Source organism: Pseudoalteromonas sp. McH1-42, from assembly GCF_022347845.1.
Lineage (GTDB): Bacteria > Pseudomonadota > Gammaproteobacteria > Enterobacterales > Alteromonadaceae > Pseudoalteromonas > Pseudoalteromonas rubra_D.
Genome location: NZ_JAKRFU010000045.1, coordinates 1 through 16014, shown reverse-complemented (window position 1 = coordinate 16014; position 16014 = coordinate 1). Strand labels below are relative to the sequence as shown.

Sequence of the window (16014 nt, the reverse complement as noted above, 5' to 3'; positions counted from 1 at the left end):
CGATGGTATCGTCAATGCGGCTGAAGACAATGATGTGCTGATCGCCGGATCCGGCGCAGAGTCAGGCAACAGCGTCACCGTGACCATCACAGACAACAATAGCTCGGTAAGTCGTACCGTGACCGCAGACAGCTCAGGAAACTGGACGCTGAGCGGCAGTGAGCTGGACGTCAGTGGCCTGAATAATGGCACGCTGACGGTGTCGGCGACACAGACGGATACAGCGGGTAACACTTCCACCGCAGCCACGCAAAGCATCACACTGGACAATGCTGCACCGTCAGCAGTAACCATCACCACGCCGATTGAGACGGATGGTATCGTCAATGCGGCTGAAGATAATGATGTGCTGATCGCCGGTTCGGGGGCAGAGTCGGGCAACAGCGTGACGGTAACCATCACGGATAACAATTCAACAGTCAGTCGTACCGTGACCGCAGACAGCTCAGGTAACTGGACGCTGAGTGGCAGTGAGCTGGATGTCAGTGGCCTGAATAATGGCACACTGACAGTGTCGGCCACTCAGACGGATATAGCGGGTAACACCTCCACAGCAGCCACGCAGAGTATTACGCTGGATAATGCAGCGCCTTCAGCGCTGACCATCACCACACCCATTGAAACCGACGGTATCGTTAATGCTGAAGAAGATAATGATGTGCTGATTGCTGGATCCGGCGCAGAGTCGGGCAATAGCGTGACCGTAACCATCACGGATAACAATTCATCAGTTAGCCGTACCGTGACCGCGGATAGCTCTGGTAACTGGACGCTGAGTGGCAGTGAGCTGGACGTCAGTGGCCTGAACAATGGCACGCTGACGGTGTCGGCTACCCAGGCGGATACGGCGGGCAATACTTCGACTGCTGCGACTCAGACGATTACGCTAGATAACGCGGCGCCTTCGGCCTTGACCATCACCACACCGATAGAAACCGATGGCCTTGTTAACGCAGCAGAAGACAATGACGTCTTAATTGCCGGTTCGGGGGCAGAGTCGGGCAACAGCATCACCGTGACCATCACGGATAACAATTCAACAGTCAGTCGTACCGTGACTGCAGACAGCTCAGGTAACTGGACGCTGAGCGGCAGTGAGCTGGACGTCAGTGGCCTGAACAATGGCACGCTGACGGTGTCGGCGACACAGACTGATACGGCAGGCAACACCTCCACTGCAGCCACGCAAAGCATTACCCTGGATAATGGAACACCATCTGGCCAGTCTGTGGCGATAGATCAATCATTAATTAATCGGGATAATGAATCGGCGCTCAGCTTCACCTTATCAGGTCTGGAAGGGAGTGGTACATTCACCTATCAAGTCAGTGATGGCACCAATACAGTCTCAAGCGACAGCGCTACAACAATCACAGCAAGTAGCCAGCAAGTAACTGGCGTCAATGTAAGTACCCTTAATGAGGGAACCTTGACACTCACTGTGATTGTGTCCGATGAAGCAGGCAACGCGGCAGAAGGTGTCACGGCCAGTGTGACGAAAAAATATAATGTTGCACCTGTACTGTCGGGTACACCAGCTTCCACGATAAACGAAGATGCAGCCTATAGCTTTACTCCGACACTGACCGACTCAGATGACGGTGATACACATACCTTCAGCATTGTGAATAAACCAGGTTGGGCCGAGTTTGATACGGCGACGGGCGCCCTTACCGGGACGCCTACGGATAGTGATGTTGGCACGCATTCTAATATCCAGATTTCAGTATCGGATGGCACTGAACAAGCCACGCTCACTGCATTCAGCATTGAAGTGAACAATACCAACGATGCGCCGGTTGGACAGGACTTTACCTTCACACTAGATGAAGAGGCTACGCTGACAGTCGCTGCGGCCAATGGTTTATTAAGTACTGCTACAGACGATGATACGGATAGTGGTGATACGTTAACGGTAAGCGCAGTAAGTCAGCCACAGCATGGCCAATTGTCTTTGAATGCAGATGGTAGCTTTAGTTATCAACATAATGGCAGTGAAAATCACAGCGATAGCTTTACCTTCCAGGTCGTTGACAGTAGTAATGCAACATCGGCGACTCAGACGGTTACGCTGACTATTAATGCAGTCGCAGATGCGCCAACAACGGTCAATGATACTGCGACAACAAATGAAGACGAAGCTGTCACCTTCAATCTCTTAAGCAATGACAGTGACCCTGAAGGTGATATGGTCGCTTCTTCGGCGGCTATAGTGACTCAGCCAACGAAGGGGTCTGTGTCTATTGAAAATGGGGTGGTTACTTATACACCAAATGCGAACGCAAATGGTCAGGACACCTTCACCTATACTGTAAAAGATGCCGCGCTAAATACATCGAGTGAAGCGACCGCGACAGTGACGATTACTGCGGTTAACGATAGACCGACTGTGCAGAACTTTGCGGTTAATATTGACGAAGACAATGCCAGTGATGCATTGGCGGTGCGAGCGGGAGCAAGCGATGTCGAAGATGGCAACCCGTCTGGCGACATCGCTGTTGCAACGCAACCGACCAAAGGTAGTGTTGCGATAGACCAAAATGCTGGCACATTAGTTTATACCCCAAGTGCCAACGAAACTGGTACGGATAGCTTCACTTACACCATTACCGACAGTGAAGGCAGCACTTCTGAACCCGCAACTGTGTCTGTAACGATTGGTGCTGTGAATGATAAGCCAATTGTTGCAGGTGACAGTGTTACTACCAATGAAGACGTGGGTGTGACCCTGGCAATATTGAACAATGACTCTGATGTAGAAGATCAGGGCTTTAACGGTGCCAATGTTACGCTTGAAGATCAGGGGAACGGTGCTGGAAGTTATGCGAAGGCTGACGTGAGCATTTTGGCTGACGGTAGCTTGCAAATTTCACCTAAACAGGATGAAAACGGCACCTTTAGCTTCACCTACACTTTAACTGATAGTGAAGGGTTAACCTCAGACGCAGCAACCGTTACAGTTACTTTGACGGCAGTTAATGATGCGCCTGTCGCAGTGGGCAACACCGCTGAAGTAGCGGAAGAGGGCTCGTTTGAAGTCAACGTGCTGGGTAATGATACTGATGTAGATGAGAATGACAGTTTCAATTTGGCAAGTGTAACGGTGGTGCAAGCACCTGCAAGTGGTCAGACGCAGGTCAACGCTGCCGGTGCGATTGTTTACACACCAAATGCAAACTTCTCTGGCGAGGATACATTTACCTATACTGTGGCAGATGCAGCCGGAGCTGTTTCTAATGAAGCGACTGTCACGATGACTGTGACACCGGTGAATGATGCGCCGGTGATTTCTGGTGTACCTGCTACTGAGGTAAATGAAGATACCAGTTACAGCTTTACGCCGACGTCTAGCGACGTTGATGGTGATACTCTGACGTTTAGCATTCAAAATGCACCTCAATGGGCAACTTTTGATACCAGCACAGGCACCTTGTCTGGTACACCGTCAAATGATGATGTGGGTAGTTACCAGGGTATTGTGATCAGTGTGACAGATGGCACTGAAACGGTCAGCCTGACATCCTTTGATATTACGGTATCTAATACCAATGATGCGCCAACCATTTCAGGTACACCAGCTACCAGTGTGAATGAAGACACCGCATATAGCTTTACGCCGAATGCAAGCGATGTAGATTCGGGCGATACGTTGACATTCAGTATTGCGAATCAACCTGATTGGGCAAGCTTCGATACACAAACAGGCACACTGTCTGGTACACCTGCTAATGAACATGTTGGTACTACGTCCGACATTGTGATCAGTGTGAGTGATGGTTCAGAAACGGTCGCACTAACTGGATTCTCAGTTACGGTTGTCAATACCAATGATGCGCCAGTCATATCGGGCACTCCGGCAACCAGTGTTAATGAAGACAGTGGATACAGTTTTGTGCCCAGTGCATCGGACGTGGATGCGGGTGATACGCTAACGTTCAGTGTGGCTAATTTACCTTCGTGGGCGAGTTTCTCCACATCGACTGGCGCGATTAGTGGTACACCTGGTAATGCCAATGTTGGTGTCTATCAGGGTATTGTGGTTAGCGTGAGCGATGGCACTGAGACAGTGAGCCTTGATGCCTTTGCCATTACTGTTATTAATGTTAACGACGCGCCGGTTATTACAGGTACCCCGGGCACCTCTGTGAATGAAGACAGTGCATACAGTTTCACACCTGTGGCATCTGACATGGATGGCGACAGCCTCACGTTTAGCATTGCTAATAAACCAGACTGGGCCAGTTTTGATACTCAAACAGGCACATTGTCGGGTACTCCGGAAAATGGTGATGTTGGCACCAGCAGTGATATCGTTATATCGGTCTCTGATGGTTCTGTCTCTGTGTCGCTTTCAGCTTTCTCTCTCACGGTTGTGAATACGAATGATGCACCTGAAATTAGCGGAACACCTGCGACCAGCGTGAATGAAGATTCAGTATACAGCTTCACGCCATCCGCATCGGATGTGGATGCTGGTGACATGCTGACTTTCTCTGTCAGCAATAAACCAAACTGGGCGAGTTTCAACACTGCAACAGGTACTCTATCTGGTACGCCGACAGATAGCGACGTTGGTACCGATACCCAGATCGTGATTACAGTTTCAGACGGTACAACGCATCAGTCACTTAGCGCCTTTGACATTGAGGTTGTTAATACGAATGATGCACCGACGGCTCAAGACTATAGCTTTGGTCTTGATGAAGGGCAGCTGCTGACAGTGACTACGATGCTTGGCTTACTCAGCAACGCGAGTGACGACGACTTAGATAGCGGTGACAGTCTGTCTGTTAGTGCACTGTCGCAGCCTCAGCATGGTGTGCTGACGTTAAATGCTGATGGTAGCTTTAACTATCAACATGACGGTTCGGAGAGCACCAGTGATAGTTTTACCTTCCAGGTAACAGATGCGCAAAATGCAGCCTCTGCAACGCATACTGTGTCGTTAACTATCAACCCGGTAGAGGATGCACCGACAGCAGTCGATGACAGCGCAACAACGAACGAAGATACAGCGGTACAAATTGCTCTATTGGATAATGACGGTGATCCTGAGGGTAATATGAACGCGGCGTCTGCAGTTGTTGTAACTGCGCCGAGTAAAGGGGCGGTGTCCATCGTAAATGGTATTGCGACTTATACGCCTGCGGACAATGAAAACGGTCAGGATAGCTTTACTTACACGGTTGCAGATACTGCACTCAATACATCGGAGCAGGCCACGGTTGTGGTGACAATTACGCCAGTAAATGACGCGCCTGTTGCTGCTAATTTAACGATCAGTACAGATGAAGACACGCCATCAGCAGCACTAGCTGTACGTGCAGCAGCGACGGACGTTGAAGATGGTATCCCTACAGGGACTGTGACGCTGACCAGTACCCCGAGCCTGGGCGTGGTGTCGCTAGACCAGGATGCCGGTACTTTGGTGTACACACCAAACAACAACGAGGTAGGGGAAGAGACCTTTACTTATACCGTTACAGATAGCGATGGGCTGGTCTCTGCATCGGCTAACATTACCGTCAATATCGGTGCTATCAATGACCGTCCAGTGGTCGGTGACGATACAGTAACCACAGACGAAGATGTCACGGTTGTTCTGGACATTCTTGCCAACGATTCAGATGTTGAAGATCAGGGCTTCAATGGTGCCAATGTCACTCTGGAAGATCAGGGTAATGGTGCTGGCAGCTACGCCAAAGCTGATGTAACCATTTTGGCTGATGGCACTTTGGAAATTGCACCTAAGCAAGACGAAACGGGCTCCTTTAGTTTCACTTATACACTCACTGACAGTGAAGGGCTTGCCTCACTGCCTGCGACCGTAACCGTTACTTTAACACCGGTTAACGATGCACCAGTAGCCGTCGACAACAGTGTTGAGCTCCAGGAAGAAGGCGCTTTCGAAGTTAACGTGCTGGGTAATGACTTTGATGTGGATGAGGGTGATAGCTTCGATTTAAGCAGCGTTACTGTTGTAAGTGTGCCTCAAAATGGCCAGACAACGGTCACAGCACAAGGCACCATTATTTATACTGCGAATACCAACTTCTTTGGGAACGATAGCTTTACCTACACGGTAAGAGATCAGGCTGGCGCTGTATCAAATGAGGCAACTGTTTCGTTGAGTGTCACGCCAATAAATGATGCGCCAGTTGTTGAAGGGCAGGCACTATCACTCAATGAGGATGATACGTTGCTCATTACGCTCAGCGGCACGGATCCGGATGCGGATACGCTGACATACAGTATTGTGTCGGGTGTGTCGTCGGGCGCATTGCAACAGCAGTCAGAGACAACCTGGCTATATACACCGAATGCAGATTTTAACGGCTCTGATAGCTTTAGCTTCATGGCAAATGACGGGGCGCTAGATTCGAATACGGCGACGGTGACGCTTACCGTTAGCTCAGTAAACGATGCTCCGGTTATCTCTGGTACACCTGATACGTCGGTTGTACATAACACGCTATACAGCTTCACACCGCAGGCATCAGATGCCGATGGTGATGCACTCACATTTGCGATAACCAACCAGCCAGTATGGGCGCAATTTGATACTGCAACGGGGACTCTGTCGGGTACGCCGAGCAGGGATGACGAAGGTGTCTACAGTAATATTGTGATCAGTGTGACCGATGGTACTGCGCAGACTGCTTTGAGTGCATTTGAGATTGATGTTCAGTTTGTCAATAATCAGCCGATTGCCAACAACATGGATATTGTGGTGAATGAGGATGGCACGACCAGCTTTGTGGCCGACACATCTGATGAAGATGGCGATACCGTTACAGTATCCATTGAGCGTCAGCCAGTGAGTGGTCAGCTGGTACTGCAGGGCAATACCTTCACTTACACACCGTTTGGGAACTTTAACGGGCTGGACAGCTTCAGTTATATTGCTAACGACGGTAGCCTGAACTCAGCCGCTGGCGAAGTAAAAATCACCATTAACTCGGTGAATGATTTGCCGTTGGCTGTTAACGACAGCTTTGTTTTTGAGCCGCAGGCTAACAATACTTATATTCTGGATGTGCTGGCTAATGATACGGATGTTGATGCAGGTGATGTACTGAGTATTGTTGGTGCCAAAGCTTCTGTAGGGAGTGTATCCATTGCTGATGGTGCATTGTCTTATCAGGCACAGGCGGACACTCAGGGCTTAATTGTCATTGATTATCTGATAGAGGATAGCCAAAAAGCGCGTAGCAAAGCGACCGCTCAGCTGCAAATTAACTCAGCGCCGGCGAATACGCTACCTGTCATCACGGTACCGACAGACATAACTACCAATGCAACGGGATTATTTACTAAAGTGTCACTGGGCACGGCTACCGCTGTTGATGGTAACGGTAACACCATTGCGGTATCTTTGGTTGACGGTACAACCCTGTTCGCGCCAGGTACGCACTTTGTGTATTGGCAGGCCACAGACAGCCAGGGACTGCAATCCATCGCGACGCAAAATGTGTTTGTTAATCCTCTTATTTCTCTAGAGAAAGACACTACAGTGGCCGAGGAGCAAAGCCATACAGTAAATGTGTTCCTGAATGGACCTGCACCGAGTTATCCCGTGACCATTCCTTATACCGTTTCGGGCAGTGCAAATGCTGCAGATCACGATTTAGTCGATGGGCAGGTGGTAATTGAGTCCGGCACTTCGGCGCAAATCAGCTTTAATGTGTTTGGCGATGGCGTCATCGAGGGTAATGAAAATATCGTCATCACGCTGGCTGATTCATTAAACCGAGGAGCGAAATCATCCTCAACAGTGACCATCGTTGAAGAGAATGTTGCGCCAACTGTGTCAACCAGTGTAACTCAGGCGGGCGAAACACGTTCTCTGCTGACAATTAACGATGAATTAGTCACAGTGACTGCAACTGCCAGAGATGCGAATCCACAAGACAATGTTACGCTAGACTGGAATGCCGTTGATAGCGCACTGACAGACCTGAGTGCAGAAGAAAATACATTCGTATTTAGTACCTCGGGGCTAACAGAAGGTATTTACCGACTGACCGTAACTGCAACGGACGATGCACAGCCTAGCCTTTCTTCGGTAAGTGACATTTATCTCGAAGTTGTCGCTGAGCTTCAAGCATTGACTCAAGTTGATACCGATGGTGACCTTATTCCTGACGATGAGGAAGGTTATGCGGATTCGGATGGTGATGGTATCCCTGACTTCCAGGATGCCATTACTGACTGTAACGTGATGCAAGAGCAAGCTGCTGAGTCGACTCAGTACCTGGTTGAAGGTGAGCCAGGTGTCTGTCTGCGTAAAGGTGCGACCGTTGCGCAAAACTCCACAGGTGGTGTGCAGCTGCTCGAAAGTGAGCTACCGGGAGATGGAGATGCGATTAACATTGGTGGGTTGTTTGATTTTATCGCAACCGGATTGCCTCAGGCAGGTGACACTTACACTATTGTTATACCTCAACGCCGGCCTATTCCGGCGAATGCAGTCTATCGTAAACTCAAAAATGATGAGTGGGTGGACTTTGTGGTTTCCGGTGGTAACGCAATTCTGTCCGCGACAGGCGAACCAGGATACTGTCCGCCTCCAGGCAGCAATGAATGGACCGATGGACTGACTGAAGGCGACTGGTGTGTGCAGCTACAAATTGTCGACGGTGGTCCGAACGATGATGATGGTATGGCCAACCGCAGCGTAGTTGATCCAGGCGGTATTGCCGTGCCCAGAACTAACAATACTTTACCAGTCGCTGTTGCAGATGAAGTCACCATTGCATCGGGTCAACAAATTACGATTGATGTTTTGGAGAATGATACTGATGCAGATGGCAACGCGTTAACCATAACGGGTGCAACCGTTGACTTTGGTACTGTAAGTATTGTGGACAACAAACTGGTCTATACACCACCTGCGACGTTTGTTGGCGTTGCAACCATTGAATACAGTATTTCTGATGGTCAGGGCGGTACATCTAACAGTCAGGCCATTGTCAATCTGACCGTTAACAGTGCGCCAACAGCAGTGTTGGATGTGGCGTCAACCGATGATCGAACCACTTTGGTTATTGATGTACTTGCCAATGATACTGATGCCGATGGCGATGAACTATTCCTTATAAGTGCGGTTGCAACGCATGGTAAGGCAACGATTAATATTGACGGTACACTGACCTATGAGCCTAAAGTAGGTTACTCAGGGGAAGATGTCATTGTGTATCAGGTGAGAGACAGCAACGGCGCAGTGAGCAAAGGGATCGTCAAAGTGACAATCTCTGGTTATCAAACTGTGAGTGTGGAAAATAAATCTTCAGGTGGTCTGGGAGGACTATTAGTGATAATGATGTCGGCATTAATTTTACGTCGTCGCAGAAACAGCAAGTTGCCAGCCTACACCTTGCTTACAACGAGCTGCTTATTGGCAGATCCTGTGTTGGCAGAGCAGTGGCGTGTTGAGGCTATGGTTGGTAAGGCTGAAGCGGACTATCAGGCCCCAACCTCTGTTGGTGGGCTAACTGTCGGGACGGTTGATGACAGCAGTGAGTCCTGGTCAGCAGGGGCCTATTATGAGCTAATGCCAAAATGGGAAGTTGGGATCCGTTATATAGATCTGGGTCAGGGGCGCCTTGCCTTGACAGGTCAGTCTTTGACGCCGGATACAGCCCATGAACTGGTTGCCCGGGCGACGCCGGTATTGCCAGAAGGTTTTGCTTTACAAACCGGGTTTGAATTGCTTCGTCATGAGCGTTTTAGTGCAGCATTGTTCTTGGGCGCTTTTGACTGGGAATATCAGGTTGATAGTACACGAAACAGTAAACACTTGCTGCAATATGAAAAAGAAGGGACCAGCGCCTATGGTGGGATCACTCTGGGCTATGATGTTCTGGAAAACACTGCAATTAATGTGAGTTATAGTTACTACAATATCAGCGAAAATGCCGTTAATGAGATATCAGCGGGCGTAAGTATGAAATTCTGATAGCTTTATATCTAACCGGGGTTGTTTATAACAACCTCGGTTGCTTTATCTACATAGAAAAACGACAGCGAGTTATCTTTGCTGTGACAGCAACTAAAATACCCACCTAACATCATCTATAAATTTTGATACCAGAGTACTTATAAATACATTTCAAGCATCGAGTGTGTTAGAGTCCGCATGGTAAGTACCGGTATGACCTACGAGTAAAGTAAACAATTCGAGTTTTCAGAGTGTAGTCGATTGTAAAAATGGAGAGTAATTTTGCGTAGTAATGGAATGAGTGAAAGCCTGCCCTGGATCGGTGTTTTAATTATTCTTGTTTCGGTGTTGATATCTTCAGTTTCTTCGAATGCGTTTTTTTATAAGTTTGACGTGCCCAAGTGGATTGTATTTGACCTTTTCATTTGTGCTTCCTTAGTTTACGCGTATATTAAAAAGGTTGATATTGAAGTAGGCGGCTTTGGTTGGCTGTGTATTGCTTTATTGCTCCCGATGTTCGTGTCATTGTTAAATGCCGTAAATTACTATGAAGGGGTGATGTTTATCCTCAGGTATGTGGGGAGCCTACTGATTGCTTGTTTTATGCTCAAGAGAGTGTGGCAAAGATATGGCATAAAGCTACTCTTCGATAGTATCATTTTTTCTTCTGTAATTTTTTCACTGATCTATGTTGAATCCCGTATAAATGATTACGAACTGATTCATATAACGGCATTTTCTTCGTTTGGTTTCATTAATAACCTGGGTCAGGTTCTAAACATCTGGTTACCGGTTCTTGTTGCTGCGATATTGTATCAGGGCAAAGTAAATGCTCGTTCTGTTTTTGGCTTATTGTCATTTATTGTCTGTATTTTTGCGTTACTTGAGTCAGGTACTCGCGGCACAATCTTAGGTTTACTTTTAGGTGAGTTGATTCTATTCCTGCTGATGTTTAATAAGCTAAAGCGCCAGGCGTTCACCTATCTTGTTATTACAGCGAGTTTAATTGTTGGAGGGGTTGCATACAGTCAGCTAGACAGTTATTTAGATGGCAGGCTGAGTAAAAAAATACAAAGCATCAAAAACCTTGATACGGGAAGAGCAGAGTTATTTGCCAATACGTTTGATATGGTCCTTGAAAAACCACTTGGAGTTGGTGTAAATAATTTTGAGTATCTTCACCCGAAATACGCAAGGCTTGGTACCGAAGGTGCATCACCTAAGGTTGGACAAAATAGCATTCTAAAAACGCCTCATAATATACTATTGAAATTTTACAGCGAAACAGGCTGGCTCGGCGGTTTAGTATTTTCTGTGATGTTCGCTCTGTTGTTTTTTAAATCAATGGTGAATGCATATTATGGAAGTCAGAGTGACAGATGGCTACTGGTTGCTGTGGTGTCTACTTTGTTTCATTCACTGTTTACGGCTCTTTTCTTGACCCCTGGAAGCCTGTTTTTTGCAATACTGCTATTCTCATTTGTGCTTTATAGGAACGAGCAGTTAACTGATAAAAAAACCACTAAAAAGCAGTTTGTCAGATTTAGTTATTTACCTGTGTTACTCGTTATATATGTGGGGTTTTTCTCATCTAATCATTTAGCAAGTTACTATTCCCACACTGGGTATGTGTCGGGCAATGAGTTATACATGCAACGTAGCTTTGAATTAAACCCTTATGATAGTAAAGCGTTATTTGATTATTATATCCTTCAGAGACATTTGTACAAAGATAATGATAAGGCGCTAAGCGCACTGGAGAATTTTCTGTCTCTATACCCTTATCATACAAGTGGTCTCCTTGCGACTGCTGAACTAATGATACAACAGCATGACTATGCTGGTGCAATGACCAGGCTAGATTTTCTTTTGACATTTTACCCTAGCCTGGCGCGTGCCCACGAAATGAAAGCCATTGCACAAAAACAATTGGAACCCTCCCCATCACTTTGAAAAATTCAGTGTGCTGGGGAGTTTTATTCCCATTAAGTTTTTGTAAAAAAAGAAAAAAATGTTGTCCGTAAAGAAATGAGTTGATAGACTCTGCATGCTCTATGGACCGACAATAGTTCCAAGTTTAAAAAATAATACCAATTCAGGAAGAAGAAAATGACTAAGGATTTACCTTCATTGTTGTTGGCGGTTGTAATGGCTGCATCGCTTTCAGCTTGTGGGTCAGGGGACAGTGAGGACACAACACTGCTAGATGGCAAAGATCGTAATGTCGATCAGCCAATCACACCTGAGCCCAAACCAAGTCCCACCCCAGGAAAGGCGATACATACAGTATCTCAAACGGCACAAGCTCAGCCGGTAATTCAAAGCGCTTCATCAGGACGTCATGACTTAAAAGCCTCAACGGTTATCGTGACTCAGAAAGCGAGTTCCAACAATTTCCAATTAGACAATGCTCAAACTGCTCTAGACTAACTTTTTAAGGGATATTATGTTTAAAGTTAACGCGTTAGCGGCAATGATTGCCGCTGCCAGTGCTATTTCTATGCCTGCTATTTCAGCTCAATTAAACCACCAAGGTACGTTGACCAATTCCAATACTCAAGAAGTAGTTAACGATACTCTGACTATCACATTTACGCTTTATGCAAATGATCAAAATCTCTGGCAGGAAGTCAGAGAAGTTCAGGTTGTTGATGGCCAATACAGTGTCCGTCTCGGTGAGAATAACGATATTGATGCCGCAATTTTTCAAAATACAGAGTTAGAACTGGGCATTAAAGTTGGAGATGATATTGAAATGTCTCCTCGTTTGCGAGTTGACGCAGTGCCCAGCGCATACTATGCCGACGTATCTGGATCAGTAAAGGGTTCGGTTGACGCAACTCAAGTCTCTGTAGCAGGGATCCCTGTGATTAATGAAAACGGCGAGTGGGTTGGTTCAACCGTTGGTTTAAAAGGTGAACCAGGTGCTGATGGTCGTGACGGTATTGATGGTGCAGATGGCGCAGACGGTAAAGATGGCGCTGACGGCCAGGATGGCGCACCGGGTGCCAATGGTCTTGATGGTGCCAAAGGTGAAAAGGGTGATCAGGGTGAAAAAGGTGATCAAGGTGCTCAGGGCGAGAAGGGCGAACAAGGTGAACAAGGCGAGCAAGGTGAAAAGGGAGACAAAGGTCTTGAGGTTAAAGGTGCCTGGACTGAACTTGCTGCCTATGTTGTTGATGATTTAGTTAGTTTCAATGGCAGTGCTTATATTGCCATTGCCGATGTTGCTGCTGTAGAAGAAGGCGGTGAAGCAAACCCGTCACCTGATGTTGCCGCTCAATGGCTACAGTTAGTGGCAAAAGGCGAGCAAGGCGAAGCTGGTGCTGATGGTAAAGATGGTGTTGATGGAGCTCAGGGTGAGAAAGGCGACCAGGGTGAGAAAGGCGACCAGGGCGAGAAAGGTGACCAGGGTGAGAAAGGTGACCAGGGTGAGAAAGGTGACCAGGGTGAGAAAGGTGATCAAGGTGAACCTGGTCAGAAAGGAGAACAGGGCGAGAAAGGTGCTCAGGGTGAGCCGGGTCAAAAGGGTGACCAAGGTGCTCAGGGTGAACCTGGTGAAAAAGGAGAACAGGGTGAAAAAGGCGCTAAGGGACTTCAGATCCGCGGTGTCTGGTCGCAGCAAGATGCCTATGTTATTGACGATGTTGCCATCCACAATGGCAGTGCATACGTCGCGGTAGCAAATATCCCTTCTGCAGAAGAGGCGGGAAGTATTAACCTGTCTCCTGAAATCGCAACGGATAGCTGGTTGTTATTAGTCGCGAAAGGTGAACAGGGCGCTGCAGGTGAACAGGGCGAGAAAGGTGACCCAGGCGAGAAAGGCCAGAAAGGAGAACAGGGTGAGAAAGGCGACCCTGGTGCGAAAGGAGAGCAAGGCGAACGCGGTGAAAAAGGTGACGCGGGCGAAAAAGGTGAGCCTGGAGCAAAAGGTGACCAGGGTGAACAAGGTGAGCGCGGTGAGAAAGGTGACCAGGGCGAAAAAGGTGACCAGGGTGCCAAAGGTGAGCAAGGTGAAAAAGGCGATCGCGGTGAGAAAGGTGACCCCGGCGCGAAAGGCGACCAGGGCGCAAAAGGTGATCAAGGTGAAAAAGGCGACCGCGGTGAGAAAGGCGATCAGGGTGAAAAAGGCGACCGAGGAGAGAAGGGAGACCGAGGTGAACAAGGCGAGAAAGGTGACAAAGGTGATCGTGGCCTGACCATTAAAGGCAACTGGTCTTCAGAGTCTGCGTATAACGCAGATGACGTTGTTGTTCATGAAGGACAAGCCTATATCGCTCGGGTAGACATTATCGCTACGCAGGAATCGGGCTCAATTAATGAGGCGCCCGTGACTTCTAATAACTGGCTATCTCTATTCGCTGGCGTGGGATCTGGCATGCCAGGTAAAGACGGCCTGGACGGTAAAGATGGTAAAGATGGCTTGCCAGGTCAGGATGGTGTGAATGGTCAGGATGGTGAGCGCGGCGAAAAAGGGGACCAAGGCGACAAAGGGGACAAGGGCGACAAAGGCGACCAGGGCGAGCAAGGTGAACGCGGCGAGAAAGGTGACCAGGGCGACAAGGGGGAGCAGGGTGACAAAGGTGACCGTGGTGAGCAAGGTGAGCGCGGTGAGAAAGGCGATCAGGGTGAAAAAGGAGACAAGGGTGACAAAGGTGACCGTGGTGAGCAGGGTGAGCGTGGCGAGAAAGGCGACCAGGGTGAAAAGGGAGATAAGGGCGACAAAGGTGATCGTGGCCTGACAATCCAAGGAGATTGGTCTGCAGAATCAGCCTACAGCACGGATGACGTGGTTGTACATGAAGGGCAGGCCTATATTGCGCGTGTCGATATACTGGCTACTGAAGAGTCAGGAACGGTTAACCCTGCACCAGCAATTTCTAATGACTGGTTATCTTTGTTTGCTGGAGTTGGTTCAGGCATGCCGGGTAAAGATGGCTTAGATGGTAAAGACGGTGCACCTGGTAAAGATGGCATTGACGGTGCGCCGGGCGCAGATGGCGCGCCAGGTAAAGATGGTGCACCAGGTAAAGATGGTATTGATGGCGCACCAGGTAAAGACGGCGCACCAGGTAAAGATGGTGCACCAGGTAAAGATGGCGTTGACGGTGCTCCGGGCAATGATGGTGCAGATGGTGCACCGGGTAAAGATGGCGCACCTGGCGAGAAAGGGTTGCAAGTCAAAGGCATTTGGAGTGCTCAGTCTGGCTATGACATTGATGACGTTGTTACGTTCGAGGGCAGTGCGTATATTGCTTCCGTCGCTGTAGCTGCGACAGATGGTAACAATATGTCTCCTGTCCAGGATACACAAAGCTGGCATCTGTTAGTTGCTAAAGGCTCAACAGGCATTAATTTCATTGCGTCTGGTTACCTGCTGACCACAGAATATGTGGTGGGCGATGTGATCAGTTACATGGGCAGTGCATTTATAGCGACTCAGGAAGTCATTGGTGTTCCGCCTATGGATTCTCAAGGCAATATTCAGCAGCCGTGGTCTATTTTAGCGAAAGGCGTAGATTACGATGAAGAACAACTGGTTAAACGTGCAGAACTTCCGAATTTTGATACGTTTGCGTTGAGTGCTGATGTAACGGGAATGCTGGCCAGCTATGTGACCGCAACGCAGCTGACCCAGGCATTGGGCACCAAGGCAAATCAAAGTGATGTTGACACAGCGCTAGCGAACAAGGCTAACCAAAGTGATATGGCTACAGCGCTGGCAGCTAAGGCGAACCAAAGTGAAGTAGACACGGCATTGGCGAGCAAGGCGACTAAGGCCGAACTGACTACTGGATTGGCAGCTAAGGCGAACCAAAGTGATGTAGATACGGCACTGGCAGGCAAGGCTAATCAGAGCGATGTAGATACAGCATTGGCTGGGAAAGCGTCTACGGCCGAGTTGACAACTGGACTGGCCGCCAAGGCGAACCAAACAGATGTCGATACAGCACTCGCGGGCATGGCGACTAAGACTGAGTTGACAACTGGATTGGCCGCCAAGGCGAACCAGACAGATGTTGATACAGCGCTGTCGAGCAAGGCAACCAAGACCGAGTTGACAACTGGACTGG

At 48.4% G+C, this 16014-nt stretch carries 4 protein-coding genes; all 4 read left to right on the top strand.

Annotated elements, in window-relative coordinates; translation table 11 throughout:
• Positions 1–7 precede the first annotated feature (7 nt).
• Positions 8–9958, top strand: a complete 9951-nt coding sequence (locus tag MHN31_RS23675; RefSeq protein ID WP_343224717.1) for an Ig-like domain-containing protein — start codon at positions 8–10, stop codon at positions 9956–9958.
• Positions 9959–10222: 264 nt separating this feature from the next.
• Positions 10223–11893 carry an O-antigen ligase family protein gene (locus MHN31_RS23670; protein ID WP_239445491.1) on the top strand — a complete coding sequence of 557 codons (1671 nt, stop codon included), beginning with the start codon at positions 10223–10225 and terminating at the stop codon, positions 11891–11893.
• 156 nt (positions 11894–12049) lie between these two features.
• Positions 12050–12370 (top strand): hypothetical protein, encoded by a 321-nt coding sequence (locus MHN31_RS23665; protein WP_058798168.1) that lies wholly within the window; start codon positions 12050–12052, stop codon positions 12368–12370.
• 16 nt (positions 12371–12386) lie between these two features.
• Positions 12387–16014: hypothetical protein (locus MHN31_RS24325; protein WP_343224716.1), on the top strand; the 3628-nt coding region annotated here is incomplete at its 3' end.